Source organism: Bradyrhizobium sp. Tv2a-2, assembly GCF_000472425.1.
Lineage (GTDB): Bacteria > Pseudomonadota > Alphaproteobacteria > Rhizobiales > Xanthobacteraceae > Bradyrhizobium.
Window position 1 is genome coordinate 330,177 of sequence record NZ_AXAI01000004.1, and the last position, 16,942, is coordinate 347,118.

The 16,942-nt window shown below is 63.6% G+C and carries 18 protein-coding genes; 6 read left to right on the forward strand and 12 right to left on the reverse strand.

Annotated features, from left to right (window positions below; all coding sequences use genetic code 11):
* Window positions 1-55: 55 nt before the first annotated feature.
* The 3 genes from A3AI_RS0110300 to A3AI_RS0110310 are packed head-to-tail and all read left to right on the forward strand — an operon-like array spanning window position 56 to window position 1,947.
* Window positions 56-1,210 (forward strand): MFS transporter, encoded by a 1,155-nt coding sequence (locus A3AI_RS0110300; RefSeq protein WP_024515502.1) that lies wholly within the window; start codon window positions 56-58, stop codon window positions 1,208-1,210.
* 58 nt (window positions 1,211-1,268) lie between these two features.
* Window positions 1,269-1,496, forward strand: coding sequence for a hypothetical protein (locus A3AI_RS0110305; protein ID WP_024515503.1), 228 nt, complete (start codon window positions 1,269-1,271; stop codon window positions 1,494-1,496).
* A 34-nt stretch (window positions 1,497-1,530) separates the two neighbouring features.
* On the forward strand, window positions 1,531-1,947 hold the full coding sequence (locus A3AI_RS0110310; RefSeq protein ID WP_024515504.1) for a RidA family protein: 417 nt from the start codon (window positions 1,531-1,533) through the stop codon (window positions 1,945-1,947).
* A gap of 2 nt (window positions 1,948-1,949) precedes the next feature.
* On the opposite strand, the gene A3AI_RS0110315 is transcribed toward A3AI_RS0110310, so the two are convergent.
* The 3 genes from A3AI_RS0110315 to parC all read right to left on the reverse strand — a co-directional run bounded on the left by A3AI_RS0110315 (window position 1,950) and on the right by parC (window position 6,266).
* Entirely contained in the window at window positions 1,950-2,759 is an 810-nt protein-coding gene (locus tag A3AI_RS0110315; protein ID WP_245286866.1) for an N-acyl homoserine lactonase family protein, read from the reverse strand.
* 127 nt (window positions 2,760-2,886) lie between these two features.
* Window positions 2,887-3,882, reverse strand: a complete 996-nt coding sequence (locus A3AI_RS0110320; RefSeq protein ID WP_024515506.1) for a cation diffusion facilitator family transporter — start codon at window positions 3,880-3,882, stop codon at window positions 2,887-2,889.
* A gap of 125 nt (window positions 3,883-4,007) precedes the next feature.
* On the reverse strand, window positions 4,008-6,266 hold the full coding sequence (gene parC / locus A3AI_RS0110325) for a DNA topoisomerase IV subunit A (RefSeq protein ID WP_024515507.1): 2,259 nt from the start codon (window positions 6,264-6,266) through the stop codon (window positions 4,008-4,010).
* Between the two features lie 183 nt (window positions 6,267-6,449).
* Between parC and A3AI_RS0110330 the strand changes: the two genes are divergently transcribed.
* On the forward strand, window positions 6,450-6,668 hold the full coding sequence (locus A3AI_RS0110330) for a hypothetical protein (RefSeq protein ID WP_024515508.1): 219 nt from the start codon (window positions 6,450-6,452) through the stop codon (window positions 6,666-6,668).
* A gap of 120 nt (window positions 6,669-6,788) precedes the next feature.
* On the opposite strand, the gene recO is transcribed toward A3AI_RS0110330, so the two are convergent.
* The 9 genes from recO to rpoZ all read right to left on the reverse strand — a co-directional run bounded on the left by recO (window position 6,789) and on the right by rpoZ (window position 15,014).
* Complete coding sequence (recO, locus tag A3AI_RS0110335; protein WP_024515509.1) at window positions 6,789-7,544, reverse strand: DNA repair protein RecO; 756 nt, start codon at window positions 7,542-7,544, stop codon at window positions 6,789-6,791.
* A gap of 127 nt (window positions 7,545-7,671) precedes the next feature.
* On the reverse strand, window positions 7,672-8,052 hold the full coding sequence (locus tag A3AI_RS0110340) for a hypothetical protein (protein WP_024515510.1): 381 nt from the start codon (window positions 8,050-8,052) through the stop codon (window positions 7,672-7,674).
* Between the two features lie 26 nt (window positions 8,053-8,078).
* Window positions 8,079-9,008 carry a GTPase Era gene (era, locus tag A3AI_RS0110345; RefSeq protein WP_024515511.1) on the reverse strand — a complete coding sequence of 310 codons (930 nt, stop codon included), beginning with the start codon at window positions 9,006-9,008 and terminating at the stop codon, window positions 8,079-8,081.
* Window positions 8,998-9,840: a ribonuclease III gene (rnc, locus tag A3AI_RS0110350; protein WP_024515512.1), complete on the reverse strand. Its 843-nt coding sequence runs from the start codon at window positions 9,838-9,840 to the stop codon at window positions 8,998-9,000. The genes era and rnc overlap by 11 nt, the downstream gene beginning before the upstream one ends.
* Window positions 9,837-10,595, reverse strand: a complete 759-nt coding sequence (gene lepB / locus A3AI_RS0110355) for a signal peptidase I (protein WP_024515513.1) — start codon at window positions 10,593-10,595, stop codon at window positions 9,837-9,839. The genes rnc and lepB overlap by 4 nt, the downstream gene beginning before the upstream one ends.
* 255 nt (window positions 10,596-10,850) lie before the next feature.
* Window positions 10,851-11,270, reverse strand: coding sequence for a holo-ACP synthase (gene acpS / locus A3AI_RS0110360; RefSeq protein WP_024515514.1), 420 nt, complete (start codon window positions 11,268-11,270; stop codon window positions 10,851-10,853).
* Window positions 11,267-12,019 carry a pyridoxine 5'-phosphate synthase gene (locus A3AI_RS0110365; RefSeq protein ID WP_024515515.1) on the reverse strand — a complete coding sequence of 251 codons (753 nt, stop codon included), beginning with the start codon at window positions 12,017-12,019 and terminating at the stop codon, window positions 11,267-11,269. The genes acpS and A3AI_RS0110365 overlap by 4 nt, the downstream gene beginning before the upstream one ends.
* Window positions 12,020-12,047: 28 nt before the next feature.
* Entirely contained in the window at window positions 12,048-14,327 is a 2,280-nt protein-coding gene (locus tag A3AI_RS0110370; protein WP_024515516.1) for a RelA/SpoT family protein, read from the reverse strand.
* A 294-nt stretch (window positions 14,328-14,621) separates the two neighbouring features.
* Window positions 14,622-15,014 (reverse strand): DNA-directed RNA polymerase subunit omega, encoded by a 393-nt coding sequence (gene rpoZ / locus A3AI_RS0110375; protein WP_024515517.1) that lies wholly within the window; start codon window positions 15,012-15,014, stop codon window positions 14,622-14,624.
* A gap of 389 nt (window positions 15,015-15,403) precedes the next feature.
* Here rpoZ and A3AI_RS0110380 point away from each other — a divergent pair, with 389 nt between their 5' ends.
* A complete protein-coding gene (locus A3AI_RS0110380) occupies window positions 15,404-16,036 on the forward strand; it encodes a LabA-like NYN domain-containing protein (protein WP_024515518.1) in 633 nt (210 codons plus the stop codon).
* A complete protein-coding gene (locus A3AI_RS0110385) occupies window positions 16,017-16,706 on the forward strand; it encodes a uracil-DNA glycosylase (RefSeq protein ID WP_024515519.1) in 690 nt (229 codons plus the stop codon). The genes A3AI_RS0110380 and A3AI_RS0110385 overlap by 20 nt, the downstream gene beginning before the upstream one ends.
* Window positions 16,707-16,942 lie beyond the last annotated feature (236 nt).

The following is a 16,942-nucleotide window of genomic DNA, read 5'->3' on the forward strand; positions in this document are numbered from 1 at the left end:
TGACACCGCAAATGCGTCAAATGCGTATGCAACAAGAAACGACGGCGCCGTTGACATGAACGGGCGCCATTATCCACTCATCCTGGCACTCGGCACCACCCAGACGCTCGCCTGGGCCTCCAGCTATTATCTGCCGGCGATCCTGGCCGATCCGATCGCGCATGATCTCGGCGTATCTCCCAACTGGGTATTTGCGGCCTTCTCGGCCGCGGCGGTGATTACGGCCGTGCTAGGCCCTCGGGTCGGCCGCCAGATCGATCTGATCGGCGGCAGGCCGGTGCTGACCATCTCGAACCTGACGATGGCAGCCGGCCTCGTGCTGCTCGGACTGACGTACACGCTTCCGCTTCTGTTTGTAGCCTGGCTGCTACTCGGGATCGGCATGGGCTATGGGCTCTATGATGCGGCCTTCGGCGCGCTGGGGCGCATCTATGGCGAGGCCGCGCGCGGGCCAATCACCGGCATCACCCTGATCGCGGGCTTTGCTTCCACGGTCGGCTGGCCGCTGACGGCGCTGGGGTTGTCGCATATCGGCTGGCGCGACACCTGCTTTGCCTGGGCGGCGGCGCACATGCTGATCGGGCTGCCGCTCAACTTCTTCATGCTGCCGGCCGTGCCCGGCGCGAAGATCGCGGCCGCCACCGCCACGAAACCGCAGATCCCGATCGACAGGACCATGATCCTGATCGCCTTTGCATTCGCGGCCGCCTGGACCGTGACCGGCGCCATGGCCGCGCACTTCCCGCGCATCCTGGAAGCGGCCGGCGCTACGCCGGTCGAGGCGATCGCGGCCGGCGCGCTGATTGGCCCGGCGCAGGTCGGCGCGCGCATCGTGGAAGCCAGCGTGCTCAAGCGCTACCACCCGATCGTCTCGACCCGGCTCGCTTGCCTGACGCATCCCTTGGGGGCCCTGATTGTCGCGATGACAGGCGGCGCGGCGGCAAGTGTGTTCGCGATCTGCCACGGCTCCGGCAATGGCATATTGACCATCGCGCGCGGCACGCTGCCGCTCGCGATGTTCGGGCCGCAGAACTACGCCTACCGCCTCGGCCTCATTGGCGCGCCGGCGCGGCTGGCACAGGCGGTGGCGCCGCTCGCCTTCGGCCTGCTGCTCAATGTCATGGGAAGCCGCATCCTGATCGTCTCCTCCGCACTCAGCCTTGCGGCATTCGCGGCCCTTCTGCTGCTGAAGCCAACGTCGCGGCAATGACGGCGCCTGCGGAAATAGCGCTTCCCCTCGCGCCAGGTTTGGCGCACAACCCAGGACCATGACAAAGGACGCAGAGCAACAAGGTCAGATGTCGCAGCTGTGGCAATGGATCAAGTCGCCGCCGCAGGTCTATGTGTTCTACCTGGTCGGCCTGATCCTGGTCTGGATGGTGTCGTTCTATGCCGGCACGTTGAATCCGAAGCGCGGCACAGGTTTCGGCCCCCCGCCAGGCTCAGCGCCAGCTTCTGCACCGGTTGCGCCACCGGTCTCCGGGTCGAAAAACTGAAGCCTTCGCGCTCTCCTCGCAGGAGCTTGCCACGATGACGTCTGATGCGACACTTTCGATTCGGCGCCTCAACCCGCCAGAGCTCGGCTCCCCGCCCGGCTATTCCCAGATCGTGGACGTCAGCGCCAACAGGATCATTTTCATTGCCGGCCAGACCGCGCTCGATCGCGATGGCAATTTGGTCGGCAAAGGCGATTTCGCCGCCCAGGCCGGCCAAGTCTTTGTCAACCTCACTCACGCCTTGCAGGCAAGCGGCTGCACCGCTGCGAACCTCGTGAAGCTGACCGTGTTCCTGACCGACATGGAGAACCTCACGGCCTATCGCGAGGCGCGCAACCGCTTCTTCGCCTCGGTCACCCCGCCCGCGGCGCCAGCCGTGACATTGGTCGAGGTGTCAAAGCTGTATGGGCCGGACTTCCTGATCGAGATCGAGGCGATCGCTGCAATATAACTTTACTCGTAAAACTCCGGTGCGAGCTTGAGACCGTCGCGCTGGGCCTTGTCGTGGTTGATCCAGAGCTGCGCGTGGTCCCTTTGCAGGATTGCGTCGATCTTCTCCATCGAGAACACGGACGCTTCCTTGCTGAAGTTAAGCGCGGGCACGCGGCGATTGTCCCAATTGCTCTTGAAGTGGACGGCATCCCCTGACAGCACCACCCCGCCGGTCTTTGGCAACTTCACCAGCAGCGACTGATGGCCCGGTGTGTGGCCGGGGGTCGACAGGATCACGAGACTACCGTCGCCGAACAAGTCGCGATCGCCCTCCAACAAGGTGACCGGATGCTCGGGCTTGAAGCGCGGCTGGTTGTTGGCACCCGGCCACTCATACTCGGCCTTCTGTACATAGAGCATCGCGGTCGGAAACATCTCAACATTCCCGATGTGATCGGGGTGGGTGTGCGACACCGCCATCGCCTTGATGTCGGACGGCTTGACACCGATCTGATCGAGCTGCGCGGCCAGCGTCTTCGGGCGATACCAGTGCACGGCCTTCGGGTCCGCTGCGGGCAACCCATCCGGCATCGCAGCCACCGCGTCGGGAATGCCGGTGTCCCACAGGAACCAGCCCTGCGCATGCTTGATGAGATAACAATTGTCGACAAAGGCCATCGACTGGCCCTCATTGACGCCGGGCGACCAGCGCGAAATGTCGCCGGCGGTGCCCTCCCCGCAATTGAGGACGTAGAGCTTCTCGACGCCCGATTGTGCCGCGGCGACCGCCGACCAGCCGGCCGACAACAGCACCGCTACAACGCTGATCATTCTTCTCATGCGACACGTCTCCTCCACCTGATTGCGGCGGAAGCTACACCATTACGGGCGGCCGTGATCGGCAGTGACGGCTATTTGATGTTGCTGCCGACGCTACTGTATAGGCCGCGTCGCGTGGTCAGACCACATCGGCCGGCGCGAGCCGACAGGTCTCGCGGCTCGCCTCCACCTGAAGCGTGGCGTGCTGAATCCTGAAGCGGTGCGACAGATCCTCGCAGACACCATGCAGGAAGATATCGTCGAAGCCGCCGGGCCGCACCAGATGTGCCGTCAGCGCCGTCTCGCTGGTGCTCATGGCCCAGATGTGCAGGTCATGCACGTCGGAGACGCCGTCGAGACCGGCGAGATAGTCGCGCACATCGGCGAAGTCGACATGGCGGGGCACCGCATCGAGCGCGAGGTTGACGCTGTCGCGTGCCAGACCCCAGCCGCTCACCAGCACGAGCGCGGCAACGATGAGGCTGGTCACCGGGTCGACCCACAACCAGCCGGTCAGCATGATCACCAGGGCGGCGACGACGACACCGAAGGACACCGCGGCATCGGCCGCCATGTGCAGATAGGCGCCGCGAATGTTGAGGTCGTGCTCGCTGCCGCGCATGAACAGCAGCGCAGTCGCCCCGTTGATGAGGATGCCGAGCGCCGCAACCCAGATCACCGTCGAGCCGGCTACGGGTGCGGGAGCACTCAGCCGGTCGATGGCCTCCACGACGATGGCTCCGACGCCAAGCAAGAGCAGGCCGGCATTCGCCAGCGCCGCCAGGATTGAGGCGCGGCGGTAACCATAGGTATGCAGCTCGGTCGGCAGTTTACGCGAAAGCAACACCGCCCCCCAGGCCAACAGCAGCGCAATCACGTCGGCGAAATTGTGCAGCGCGTCGGACACCAGCGCGAGCGAATTGGCGAGATAGCCGAAGAAAAGCTCTGCAACCACAAAGCCTGCGTTGAGCGTCACGCCGACCGCGAAGGCGAACCCGAAGCTGGCAGGCGCGTGGCTGTGGCCGGCATGATCATGCGCGTGAGCATGATCATGGGAATGGCTGTGGTCGTGGGAATGGCCGGCGCGCGAATGATCGTGGTCATGATCGTGGTCATGATCGTGGGCATGCGCCATCGCGGAAACAACCCTGGTCCGACGGTTCGACGGTTCGGGTTATAGCGCGCCTGGAAATGAATACTATTACAGCGCCGGAGCGCGATGAGATCCATATGATCGTCATCGCGCTTCTTGTTTCGGGCTTACTCCACGCCCCTGCCGAAACGGTTCGACTTGGGCAGGCCGTGCGCGAGCCGGCCGGCGTCGGCGCGGTTGCCGCGCCAGTCCGCCAATTCCTTCATGGAGAGGCCCTGCTCACGGCCGGCCGAATCCTTCCAGGCAAGGCCGGTCTTGGCATCGAAGGTGGTGACGTCGGAGAGCGTAGCGCTGGTGTATTTCTGCAACCGCACGCCGCGGCCGCGCGCCATTTCCGGGATCTGGTCGAGCGGGAAGACCACCATCTTGTGGTTGGAGCCGATCACCGCGACCGTGTCGCCAGTGACGGTCGAAATCGCGCGCGCTTCGACCGGCATCTGCACATTGAGCACCTGCTTGCCCTTGCGGGTGGTGCCGACGCAGTCCTCTTCCTTGACGACAAAACCCTGACCTTCAGTGCTCGCGATCAGGAATTTGCGCTCGCCCTTGTTGACGAACAGCGAGACGATCGCCGCATCCTGCTCCATGTCGACGAACATGCGGATCGGCTCGCCATGGCCGCGCCCGCCCGGCAGCTTCGCGACGTCGAGGGAATAGAACTTGCCGTTGGTCGCAAACAGCAAAAGCTTCGACGTCGTCTCGGCGAAGAAGGCGTGGTCGAGCTTGTCGTCGGTTTTGAAGGCAAGGCTCGAGAGATCGGCGACATGGCCTTTCAGCGTGCGCACCCAGCCCTTTTCGGACACGACGATGGTGACCGGCTCGCGCTCGACGAAGGCTTCCTCGATCGCGGCAAGGTCATGCTCGGGTGCGTCGGCGAATTGCGTGCGGCGCTTGCCGAGCGGGGTCTTGGGTCCGAAGATGTCGCGGACCTTCCTGATCTGCTCGCCAACCTTGGACCATTGCTCGGTCTCCGAGGCGAGCAGCGCCTCGAGGCCTTTCAGCTCCTTGCGAAGCTCCTTGTCCTCGGTGCGGATCTCCATCTCCTCCAGCTTGCGCAACGAACGCAGGCGCATGTTGAGGATGGCTTCGGCCTGTACCTCACTGAGCTTGAAGGTCTTCATCAGCACCGGCTTGGGCTCATCCTCGGTGCGGATGATCTTGATCACCTTGTCGATGTTCAGATAGGCGATCAGGTAGCCGCCAAGGATCTCCAGCCGATGCTCGATCTGGCCTTTGCGGAAGTTGGAGCGGCGGATCAGCACGTCGCGCAAATGGTCGAGCCATTCGCGCAGGCATTCCGCGAGCCCGAGCACCTTCGGCACCCGGCCCTTCACCAGCACGTTGAGGTTCAAGGGAATGCGGCTTTCCAGCTCCGTGAGCCGGAACAGCGATTCCATCATCAGTTCGGGATCGACCGTGCGCGACTTTGGCTCGATGACGAGGCGGACGTCCTCGGCGGATTCGTCGCGAACGTCACCAACCAGCGGCAGCTTCTTCTCATTCAGAAGCTCGGCGATCTTCTCGACCAGCCGCGACTTCTGCACCAGCCAGGGGATCTCGGTGATGACGATCTGCCAGGTGCCGCGCGCCCCCTCCTCCTGCACCCACTTGGCGCGGGTGCGGAACGAGCCACGCCCGGTCGCATAGGCTTCCGCGATCGATTCCTTGGAATCGACGATGATGCCGCCGGTCGGGAAATCCGGGCCCTTGACCCAGCGCATCAGAGCGCGCGACTTCGCCGTCGGTTTCTCGATCAGATGCAGCGCGGCCTCGCAGAGCTCGGCGGCGTTGTGCGGCGGAATCGCGGTTGCCATGCCGACCGCGATGCCCTGCGCGCCGTTGGCGAGCAGGTTCGGGAATCCGCCCGGCAGAACCACAGGCTCCTTGGACTGGCCGTCATAGTTCGGGCGGAAGTCGACCGCGTCCTCGTCGATGCCGTCGAGCAGGAGCTGCGCAACATCGGTCATGCGGGCTTCGGTGTAGCGGTAGGCGGCGGCATTGTCGCCGTCGATATTGCCGAAATTGCCCTGGCCGTCGACCAAGGGATAGCGCGAGGAGAAATCCTGTGCGAGACGGACCATGGCGTCGTAGATCGCCTGGTCGCCATGCGGATGGAACGAACCCATCACGTCGCCAACGATCTTGGCCGATTTCTTGAAGGCCGAGCTCGGATCGAGCCGCAGCAACCGCATACCGTAAAGGATGCGCCGGTGCACCGGCTTCAGCCCGTCGCGGGCGTCCGGCAGCGCACGATGCATGATGGTGGATAGCGCATAGGAGAGATAGCGCTCTTCCAGCGCGTCCCGCAGCTGGATCTCGTCGATCTTCGACCGGTCCGGCTCGGGCGGAATCAGTGTTTTTCCCATGGGCTGCTGGTTAAACGCTCCGGCAGCCGGCGGCAAGGCTTCGAATCAGTGCTGTTCACCGCTCACGGCAGGTGCGAGACTACCCGTCCAAGCCAAGGATATTTCAGCTTGTTTGCCAATGTCTCCGTCGTGGAACCCCGCATCGTCCCCTGGCGTTGCACCGCGTGAGAGGAGTTCATGGCGATGAAGGACTTCTCGGACGCCGTTTTCGCTCCAGAAATCATTGAACTCATGACGGCAGCGCTCGAGGCCTCGGTTGCCACCCTGCCGGAGCCGGTCAGCTCGACCCAGGTGAACCTTCTCGCGCAATCAATCCTCCGCTCGGCCAAGGCGGGCGAGCGCGACGTCACAGCGCTGCAGCGGATTGCGCTCCTGGAGCTGCAGATCTCGCCAAGGCCGTGAGGCGGAAGACTCCAACCCGCCCGTTGACTACCCGCCGAAATGCGCGGCCTGGATCGTTGGCTGGCCGTCCTTCCGGCAGTACCGGGTGACCTCGCCATCGGTCGCGCCAGGGACCACGCCTCAGGACGACGAAATGGCCCGCTTCGCACGCTGCCGTGCCACCGCGCCGATGAAGCCTTCGCGGGCGTCGGAATGGTGCTGGCCGCGCGGCTCCAGCACATGGCGAAGCAGGAACAGGCCGGTGAGCTGGAAACCGTCGAGCAGATCCTGATCGGAGAAGCTGGCCTCGCCGCCCTCCTCCTCGCGCAGGAAGGACGGCAATCGCAACAGGCGGTCGCGCCAGGGCTCACCGGCGGAGCGCGACACCGCGCTGCCGGATTTCGGCGAGACGTAGACGAGGTCCTCGGTCTCGCCGGTCGCGGCGCAATTGGCGAGGTCAAGGCCGAAGCCGAGCTCGGTCAGCATCGCAAGCTCGAAACGCACCAGGTGCACCGCGGCCTCGCCGGCATCGTCGAAATCGTCGAGCGTGCGCTCCAGCATCTCGTAGAGATCCTCATGTGGATCGCGCTCCGGCAACAGCCGCGCGAGCGACGCGAGATGGGTCACGCCGTAGACCGCATGCGATGAGGCAAGCAGGCCGGCGGCACGCAACCGCGTCCCCTCGATGGCATAAGTGCCGAGATGTTCGTCGAGCCGCGCCCGCCACACCGCGCTCACGCTGTTGCCAGGCTGCAGCCATGGCCGCATCCGCGCGCTGGCCGCGCCCCGGACCAACCCAAGATGGCGGCCATGGCTGCGGGTCAGGAGTTCGACAATGGCGGAGGCCTCGCCGTGCCGCCGCACGCCCAGCACAATGCCCTCGTCGGTCCATTCCATGGGTGGGAAACTACCATGTGGGGTCCGTTAAGCGAAGCGAGCTCAACCGATCTGTCCAGTGGGCTCCGCTTTTACCGGTCATTCCGGGGCGATGCAGAGCATCGAACCCGGACTGACGGAGCGAGCATCACGCGTTGAACCAGCCTTTGGCATCGCCAGTGAAGGAGAAATACAGCCCCAAAGCCGTCAGCACGCAGGAGACAATCTCGATGCCGCTGTCGAGTTCCAGGCCCCTCGTGCCGATGACGTCGACCAGCGAGATCACCGACAGCACGAGCGCTGCGACCAGCACCCAGCGCGGCCAGTTCTTGCGGCGGCGGGCGGCGAGATGGACGAAGTAGACCAAGAGCAGGATCAGGCCGCCATTGAGAAGCGTGTTTGCCGCGATCATGGCATCGGTCGCGTCAGGGGTCGGCGTGCGGTCGTTAAACGCAACCGACACCGCGTCCAGAATCAAGGACAGATAGAGCAGAAGCTGGAACCACAGCACATTGTTCGGGACGTTCATCGTAACAGGCAAATCATTGCTTCACGTCATTCCTTGGGAAACTCCAGCCCCATCTCCCGGTAGCGATCGGGATCATCGCCCCAATTCTCGCGCACTTTGACGAACAGGAACAGGTGTACCGGCACGCCAAGGATCTCGGCGATCTCCTTGCGCGCCTCGGCGCCGATCGACTTGATGGTCGCACCGCCCTTGCCGAGCACGATCTTGCGCTGTCCTTCCCGCTCGACAAAAACCGTCTGCTCGATGCGAACCGACTTGTCCTTGCGCTCGGTCCAGCTGTCGGTCTCGACGGTGGATTGGTACGGCAGCTCCTGGTGCAGCTGCTGGAAGATCTTCTCCCGGGTGATTTCCGCCGCAAGGCTGCGCAGCGGCGCGTCCGACATCTGGTCCTCGGGATAGAGGAACGGGCCGGGCGGAACCGCCGCGGCCAGCGCTTTGCGCAGATCGTCGACGCCGTCGCCCGACAGGGCCGAGATCATGAAGGTGTTGGCAAACTTCAGACGCTCGTTGGCAGCCTGCGCCAGCGCCAGGAGCTTTTCCCGCGGGACGAGATCGATCTTGTTCAGGATCAGAATCTTCTCATGGTCGACGGAGGCCAGTTTGCTCAGGATGCTGTCGGCCTCCTCGTCGAGCCCGCTTTTGGCGTCGAGCAGCACGCAGACGAGGTCGGCATCATGCGCACCGCTCCAGGCTGTCTTGACCATGGCGCGGTCGAGCCGGCGCTTGGGCGAGAAGATGCCGGGCGTGTCGACCAGGATGATCTGGGCGTTGTCCTCGACCACGATGCCGCGGATCAGCGCGCGCGTGGTCTGCACCTTGCGCGAGACGATCGTGACCTTGGAGCCGACCAGCCCATTGACGAGGGTGGATTTGCCGACATTGGGCGCGCCGATCAGCGCGACGAAGCCGCAGCGCGTCGCGTCTGGTGCCCCAGCCGCGGGTGCATCATCCGTCATTGCCGCCGCCAACGCCTTCGCGCTCGATCATGACGGATGCCGCGACCTTCTCGGCCGCGCGCTTGGAGCTGCCGATTCCCTCGGCCGGCGCGAGCCCAGGCAGGTCCACAGCAACGCGGAACTGCGGATCGTGATGGGGACCGGTGCGCTCGACTTCACGATAGACGGGGGTCGGCAGGCCCTTGCCTTGCGCCCATTCCTGCAGGACCGTCTTGGGATCGCGCAACGGCCGTCGCGGCTTCTGCATCCGCTCGGTCCAGTTGCGCGCAACAAAGTCGGCGGCCGCAACATAACCGCCATCGAGATAGATCGCGCCGATCACGGCCTCGCAGACGTCGCCGAGCACGGATTTGCGCAACCTCGCGCCCGCACTCGCGCCGACGGCGCCGAGCTTGATGTCGTCGGCCAGCCCAAGCAGGCGCGCAACGTCGGCGCAGCTCTCCTTGCGCACGAGCTCGGCGAGACGCTTGGACAATTCGCCCTCGTCCGCATTGGGAAAGGCGCGGTAGAGCATGTCGGAGACGATGAGCCCGAGCACGTGGTCGCCAAGAAACTCCAGGCGCTGGTAGCTGTCGGCACGCTTGCGCTGCGGCTTCAAGGCCGAGACATGGGTGAAGGCGGTGATCAGGAGGTTCGGGTCGCTGAAGCTGTGGCCGATCCGCGCCTCGATTTCGGCATGCGCGGACTTCGCTGCCGCCTTGCTCGCCTGCCCCTTGGCGCGGGGCTTGCTGCGCCTCTTCTTCGCCACCTTGCCTTCGGGCACGGCCTCGGGCCCTTCGCTCAAGGCGGGAGCGATCGAGGCGGTGTTGATGTCAGGCGTGTCGTCGGTCATCGCACGATTTTGAACAGACGATTCCAGCGGACGGTCCACGGCCAGCGCCAAAACATCCAGGCATGCTCGTTTTCAGACACCGAGAAGAAGATCATCTGGGCGCGGCCGACGATGTTTTCGAGCGGGACGTAGCCAACTGCCGACAGCACGCGGCTGTCGGTCGAATTGTCGCGGTTGTCGCCCATCATGAAGAAGTGACCGGGCGGCACCGTGTAGATATTGGTGTTGTCGTAGAAACCGTTGTCGACGCAGTCGAGCGTCTCGTAGCTTACCCCATTCGGCAGCGTCTCCTTCCAGCGTTTGACCCGCGCGGTCGCTTCCGAGCCGCAAGGGTCCTCGCCGATGAAGTCGCTCAGGCGCTCGCGCTGGATCGGCTGATCGTTGATGTAGAGCAGCCCTTCCTTCACCTGGATACGGTCGCCGGGCAGCCCGATCACACGCTTGATGAAGTCGGTGGAGTCGTCCTTCGGCAGCCGAAACACCACGACGTCGCCGCGGTTGGGCTCGGAGCCGAAGATGCGGCCGGTGAACAAGGGCGGCGACAGCGGGATCGAATAATGGCTGTAGCCGTAAGAATATTTGGAGACGAACAGATAGTCACCGACCAGCAGCGTCGCCTTCATCGATCCCGAGGGGATGTTGAACGGCTGGAACAGGAAGGTACGGATGACAAGCGCGATCAGGAGAGCGTGAATGATGACGCGGATGGTTTCGCCTAGGCCGCTCTCAGTTTTGGTCGGAGATGTCACGCTCATCGCATCCTGATTCCGTCGCAGCCCACCGCCGCTCGCGGTAGCAGAAAATCCCCACGCGAACAGCGCTTCGCCTCGCGTTCATGAGGAATTGGTTCTGGTTTTTTGATAGTGAGGGCCAATTCCGGCGCAAACCCGAATTCGCCCACGTTGGAGTACCGGTTTTAGACGGTTGCGCGCTGCTTCGCAATCAACAGCCGCACTAGAAACTTACAAGCAATTGGAATTGTTTGACTTTTTGTTTTTGACGGCTTTTGGCTAGGACGGCGCGGCGGCCGCGGCCGAAATGACCACAAAGGCCTGGGCCAAAGGCCAGTCGTCAGTAATGGAGAGGTCGATCCGTGCCTGAAGGCCGGGCGGCGTCAGCTTCTCAAGCCGCGCCAGCGCCCCGCCGGTCAGGCGCATGGTTGGGCGCCCGCCCGGCAGGTTGACGACTCCCATGTCGCGCCACCAGACGCCGAGCCGGATGCCGGTGCCGAGCGCCTTGGAACAGGCCTCCTTCGCGGCGAATCGCTTGGCGTAGGTCGCGACCAGCATCTTCTCGTTCTTGGCCCGGCGCGCGGCCTTGGCGCGCTCCTCGGCAGTGAAGATGCGCTCCAGGAAGCGGTCGCCATGGCGCTCGATGACCTGGGCGACGCGGCGGATGTCGATCAGGTCGGAACCGATGCCGATGATCATGCCCTGCTCCGCCCCCGGTTCATCGCAGCGCGCATGGCCTTCACCGTCTCGGCCAGGCCGACGAAGATGGCCTCGCCGATCATGAAATAGCCGATGTTGAGTTCGGCAAGCTCCGGCAGTGCGGAGATCGTCTCGGCGGTCGCATAATCCAGCCCGTGTCCGGCATGGACCTCCAGTCCGGCCGCTTTGGCAAGCCTGGCGCCGGTCACGATCCGCTGCCACTCGGCCTCGGCCTTCTCGGCATGGCCATCGACGACGGCATCACACCAAGCCCCGGTGTGCAGTTCCACCACCGGCGCGCGCAGCTTCGCCGCCATCTCGATCTGCCTGACGTCGGCGGCGATGAACAGCGACACCCTGATGCCGCCGTCGGTCAGTTTGGCGATGAAGGGGGCGAGCGCATTGTGCTGGCCGACCACGTCGAGCCCGCCCTCGGTGGTCAGTTCCTCGCGCCGCTCCGGCACCAGGCAGACCGCATGCGGCCTGGTCGCGAGCGAGATCCGCAGCATGTCCTCGGTCGCCGCCATCTCGAAATTCAGCGGCTTTGAAATCTCCGCCTTCAGCCGCGCCATGTCGGCATCGCGGATATGGCGGCGGTCTTCGCGCAGATGCGCAGTGATGCCGTCGGCGCCCGCCTCGATCGCAAGCAACGCGGCGCGGACCGGATCGGGCCGCGCGCCGCTCCGCGCGTTACGCAAGGTCGCGACATGATCGACATTGACGCCAAGGCGCAGCGGGGAAGCGGGCATATTGGCACTCACAAGAATTCTAAAAGAACTAACCGTTCACGCGCTCCACCCGGGCGACCACGGATTTGGCGCGCAGCTGCGCGATAATAGCGCTGAGATGCTTGAGGTCATAGACCTCCAGATCGATGGTCAGCTCCGTGAAGTCAGGCGAACGGCGGTGCATGCTGATATTGTCGATATTGCCGTCGTGCTCGGCAATCACGGTCGCCACCTGGGCAAGGCTGCCGGGCTCGTTGACGTTCTGAATGAGAATGCGCGCCGGAAAGCGCTGCGGCGTGGAGTCGTCGACATCCCAGCGTACGTCGAGCCAGCGCTCCGGTTCCTCCTCGAAATCCTTCAGGGCCGGGGACTGGATCGGATAGATCGTGATGCCCTCCCCTGGCGTGACGATGCCGACGATGCGGTCGCCCGGCACCGCGCCCCCATTGGGCGCGAACTTCACCGGCAGGTCGGAATTGATGCCGCGGATCGGGATCGCCGACGGGCTACGGTGCGGATCCGCAGGCGATTTAATTGAAAGGCTCTTCTTGCCGCCATAGCGAGCGCCGCGCTCTTCCTTGTAGTCGGGATACATCGCCCGGGCGACGTTGGAGGCCTTCATCTCGCCGCGACCGACAGCGGCCATTACGTCGTCGATCGAGTTCCGCGCTAGGCGCGGCAGCGCCCCCTTCAGCTTGTCGTCGGCATATTCCAGCTTGGCGCGCTCGAACAGGCGCTCGACGATGCGCCGGCCGAGGCCGGCATATTGATCGCGCACCGCCGTGCGGGTGGCACGGCGGATCGCCGCGCGCGCCTTGCCGGTGCGTGCGAGCGCTTCCCAGGCCGAGGGCGGCGCGGATTGCGCCTCCGAGGTCATGACCTCGACTTCGTCGCCGTTCTGCAACTCGGACGACAATGGCGCGAACTTGCCGTTGATCTTGCAGCCCACCGCGCTGTTGCCGACATCGGTATGCACGGCATAGGCAAAGTCGATCACATTGGCGTGCCGCGGTAGCGCGATCAGCTTGCCCTTCGGGGTGAAGCAGAACACCTGGTCGTGGAACAGCTCGAGCTTGGTGTGCTCCAGAAACTCTTCCGGATTGGCGCCTTCGGAGAGGATGGCGATGGTTGAGCGCAGCCAGGCAAATGCATTGGATTCGTGCTTCAACCGCTCGTTCGGCGAGCCGGCCCCGTCCTTGTAAAGCACATGCGCGGCGATACCGAATTCGGCGATGCGGTGCATCTCCTCGGTGCGGATCTGGAGTTCAACGCGCTGGTTGCCGGGGCCGATCACGGTGGTGTGGATCGAGCGATAATCGTTCTGCTTGGGCGTCGAGATGTAATCCTTGAAACGCCCCGGCACGACCGGCCAGGTGGTATGCACGATGCCGAGCGCGCGATAGCAGGCCTCCACATCGCTGACGATGACACGGAATGCAAAGATGTCGGACAACTGCTCGAAGCCGACCGATTTGCGCTCCATCTTTGTCCAGATCGAGAACGGCTTCTTGCGTCTTCCATAGACCTTCGCGCTCAGCCCGTTCTTGCGCAGATTGGTGGTGAGCTGGGTCTCGATCTCGCCGATCAGGTTGCGGTTGCGCTCGGCCAGCGCATCGAGGCGCTGCTTCACCACCGCATGAGCCTCGGGATCGAGAGTGCGGAACGACAGGTCCTCGAGCTCCTCGCGCAGTTCCTGCATGCCCATGCGACCGGCGAGCGGGGCGTAGATGTCGAGCGTCTCCTCGGCGATGCGCTTGCGCGACTCCGGCGGCACGAATTCCAGCGTGCGCATGTTGTGCAGGCGGTCGGCGAGCTTGACCAGAAGCACGCGCACGTCGTCGGAGATCGCGAGCAGGAGCTTGCGCAGGTTTTCCGCCTGCTTGGCCTCCCGCGACACCAGCTCCAGCCGCTTCAGCTTGGTAAGGCCCTCGACCAGGGCGCCGATCTCGGCGCCGAATATCTGGTCGATCTCGGCGCGCGTCGCTTCGGTATCCTCGATGGTATCGTGCAGCAGCGCCGCCACGATGGTGGCGTCGTCGAGCTTCAAATCGGTGAGGATGGCGGCGACTTCGAGCGGATGGGAAAAATAGGGATCGCCGGAGGCGCGGGTCTGCGAGCCGTGCGCCTTCATGGCGTAGACATAGGCGCGGTTGAGCAGATCCTCGTTTGTATCGGGGTTGTAGGAACGGACCCGCTCGACCAGATCATATTGGCGCATCATGCGCGCCCGCGACGCCTTGGGCGACGCCCTCACGGGCGACGACGGGGCCGCAGCAACCGATTCGGTTGCAGCCTGCATCTGGGGAGGGCTCTGGCGCCGATACGCCATCGAAAAACCGCCTCTTGACCATGTCGCGGGACCTCCTGAGACGGCGGCCCTGCTCGTTTTCGCCTCCAGTGTAACGCCGAACAGCCTGTCCGCCGATCAAATCGGGGACAGATAAGACTGCCGATGTCCGGGAGCCGTGAAGGCTCTATGGTAACCACGAAAAGGTCAACAAAAGCAAAGGCCCGGATGGACATCCGGGCCTTAAATTTTAGCGCCATGTTGCAGCGCGTGTCGCGGCTTCCAAGAACTGCCGAGCCGTTAGGCCGTAACAGGACGAAACAAAACGGGCCTTGCCTATTCGTCCTCTTCCGGCTGCTCTTCCGGCGGCGCCAGGCCTTCCAGACCTTTGAGGAGTTCCTCTTCCGTCATGCGCTCAACCGCCACCTCGGTATCGTCTGCATCGACGCTGGCGCCGGCCGAGCCGATCAGTGGAACGGTGTCAGGCTCCGGTTCGTCAACCTCGACGAATTTCTGCAGGGAATGCACCAGTTCCTCGCGCAAATCTTCCGGCGAGATGGTAGCGTCTGCGATCTCGCGCAGCGATACTACAGGGTTCTTGTCGTTATCTCGGTCAACTGTTAGTTGTGAGCCGGACGAGATCATGCGGGCCCGGTGGGCCGCCAGCAGGACCAGGTCGAACCGGTTGTCCACTTTGTCGATGCAATCTTCGACCGTGACGCGCGCCATCGCTTGTCGCTCCGTTGTTTTGAGGGCCCAAAATGCGGATTTTGTCGGGTAGTTATAGAGGCTGGTGCCAGTTCGCAAGACAAATTTGTGATTTGGCCCCTGCCGGCCGGTTTGCTAACCCCATATGTAGACGCTCGAGACGCAAAGTGCGAAGGCCGCGTTTGGCGGATTCGGACAAAAAAGCGCTTTCTTGCGTCGTCATAAACATACCCTTATTGCCCCCACCCCGCCGGATGTGCGGTAATCTTACCGGAATGACCGCTAGGTGTCGGCAGTATAAGTCTTGGCATGATGAGTCTCGGCAGTACCCGGTCTTGGCAGTGCTTTGAAAAGCGCGGTCGCTGCCATCGCGCCAAAAATGGATACCAACTCAAGCGAGTAACCCACTGATGTCATCTTCTACCAATAAGATCGCGCTCTTTATCGACGGCGCCAATCTTTACGCGACGGCCAAGACGCTCGGTTTCGACATTGACTACAAGCGCCTGCTCAAGGAATTCCAGGGCCGCGGCAATCTGGTGCGGGCGTTCTACTACACGGCGATCATCGAAGATCAGGAATACTCCTCGATCCGCCCCCTGATCGATTGGCTCGACTATAACGGCTACACCGTCGTCACCAAGGCGACCAAGGAGTTCATCGACGCCTCGGGCCGCCGCAAGGTCAAGGGTAACATGGACATCGAGCTCGCGGTCGATGCCATGGAACTCGCCGAGCATATCGACCAGATGGTGCTGTTCTCCGGCGACGGCGATTTCCGTTCGCTGGTCGAAGCCGTGCAGCGCCGCGGCGTGCGGGTGACGGTCATCTCGACCATCTCCAGCCAGCCGCCGATGATCGCCGACGAGCTGCGCCGTCAGGCCGACGTCTTTACCGATCTCGTGGAGCTGCAGTCGAAGCTCGGCCGCGATCCGTCCGAGCGTCCGGCGCCGCGCGAGCCACGCCATCATGCGCCGCAATTCCTGCAGCGCGCGACGACCGTGGCGCCTCGGGGCGGTGCCGATGAAGACTTCGACGATTGAGAAGCGACAGGCGAACGGCCAGATCCCGCCTGCCACGTTGCTCTCGACCGAGCCCGATCGCAACTGCCAGCTGTGCCCGCGGCTGGCCGATTTCCGTGCGCAGGCGCGCGCGAAGGAGCCGGCCTGGTACAACGCCCCGGTGTCGTCCTTTGGCGATCCGCAGGCGCGACTTCTGATCGTCGGCCTTGCGCCGGGCATGCAGGGCGCGAATCGCACGGGACGGCCGTTCACCGGCGACTATGCCGGCGACCTGCTCTATGCGACGCTGCTGAGTTACGGATTTGCGCGCGGCAGTTACGAGGCGCGCCCCGATGACGGGATGACGCTGGTCGACTGCCTGATCAGCAACGCGGTGCGTTGCGTGCCGCCGCAGAACAAGCCGCTGCCGGCGGAGATCAACACCTGCCGCAGCTTCCTGGGACTGACTATCGAAGCCCTGCCCCGAGTGCGCGCGATCGTGGCGCTCGGGCGCATCGCGCATGAGACGGTTGCGAAGGTCCTGAAGCTGCGCGGCTCGACGGTGCCCTTTGGGCATGGCGCCGTGCACCAGGCCGGCCGCTTCAAACTTTACGACAGCTATCACTGCTCGCGCTACAACACGAATACGGGTGTGCTGACACCGGAAATGTTCCGCAGCGTGTTTGCGAAGGTGAAGGCGGATCTGGATTAGCCCTGAAGCAGCTGCTCCTCACCTCGCGTTCCTCCCGCTCGTCCAGCCACAAGTCGGACCATGTGTGAGCGAGGCTGCTAGTGCAAGCTTCGGCATAAGAACTCCATGGCTGTCGTGATGGTCGACAAAGGGACCAAGGCGAAGAAACAATCTCCAACCAGCTCGTGAATTACGCAAACGGCCGCAGGCATCGGCGAATGTCGATTTCACCGGCAAGTGCGGCCCATGTCATTTGC

Excerpts from the sequence above, each read along its gene's own strand:
- A3AI_RS0110380 (WP_024515518.1), top strand. The coding sequence starts at position 15,404 with ATGTCATCTTCTACCAATAAGATCGCGCTCTTTATCGACGGCGCCAAT.
- A3AI_RS0110340 (WP_024515510.1), bottom strand. The coding sequence starts at position 8,052 with ATGAACGTCCCGAACAATGTGCTGTGGTTCCAGCTTCTGCTCTATCTG.
- A3AI_RS0110385 (WP_024515519.1), top strand. The coding sequence starts at position 16,017 with ATGAAGACTTCGACGATTGAGAAGCGACAGGCGAACGGCCAGATCCCG.
- A3AI_RS0110330 (WP_024515508.1), top strand. The coding sequence starts at position 6,450 with ATGAAGGACTTCTCGGACGCCGTTTTCGCTCCAGAAATCATTGAACTC.
- parC (WP_024515507.1), bottom strand. The coding sequence starts at position 6,266 with ATGGGAAAAACACTGATTCCGCCCGAGCCGGACCGGTCGAAGATCGAC.
- A3AI_RS0110320 (WP_024515506.1), bottom strand. The coding sequence starts at position 3,882 with ATGGCGCATGCCCACGATCATGACCACGATCATGACCACGATCATTCG.
- A3AI_RS0110365 (WP_024515515.1), bottom strand. The coding sequence starts at position 12,019 with ATGCCCGCTTCCCCGCTGCGCCTTGGCGTCAATGTCGATCATGTCGCG.
- A3AI_RS0110310 (WP_024515504.1), top strand. The coding sequence starts at position 1,531 with ATGACGTCTGATGCGACACTTTCGATTCGGCGCCTCAACCCGCCAGAG.
- rpoZ (WP_024515517.1), bottom strand. The coding sequence starts at position 15,014 with ATGGCGCGCGTCACGGTCGAAGATTGCATCGACAAAGTGGACAACCGG.
- acpS (WP_024515514.1), bottom strand. The coding sequence starts at position 11,270 with ATGATCATCGGCATCGGTTCCGACCTGATCGACATCCGCCGCGTCGCC.
- lepB (WP_024515513.1), bottom strand. The coding sequence starts at position 10,595 with ATGAGCGTGACATCTCCGACCAAAACTGAGAGCGGCCTAGGCGAAACC.
- A3AI_RS0110305 (WP_024515503.1), top strand. The coding sequence starts at position 1,269 with ATGACAAAGGACGCAGAGCAACAAGGTCAGATGTCGCAGCTGTGGCAA.
- recO (WP_024515509.1), bottom strand. The coding sequence starts at position 7,544 with ATGGAATGGACCGACGAGGGCATTGTGCTGGGCGTGCGGCGGCACGGC.
- A3AI_RS0110315 (WP_245286866.1), bottom strand. The coding sequence starts at position 2,759 with ATGATCAGCGTTGTAGCGGTGCTGTTGTCGGCCGGCTGGTCGGCGGTC.
- A3AI_RS0110370 (WP_024515516.1), bottom strand. The coding sequence starts at position 14,327 with ATGGCGTATCGGCGCCAGAGCCCTCCCCAGATGCAGGCTGCAACCGAA.
- rnc (WP_024515512.1), bottom strand. The coding sequence starts at position 9,840 with ATGACCGACGACACGCCTGACATCAACACCGCCTCGATCGCTCCCGCC.
- era (WP_024515511.1), bottom strand. The coding sequence starts at position 9,008 with ATGACGGATGATGCACCCGCGGCTGGGGCACCAGACGCGACGCGCTGC.
- A3AI_RS0110300 (WP_024515502.1), top strand. The coding sequence starts at position 56 with ATGAACGGGCGCCATTATCCACTCATCCTGGCACTCGGCACCACCCAG.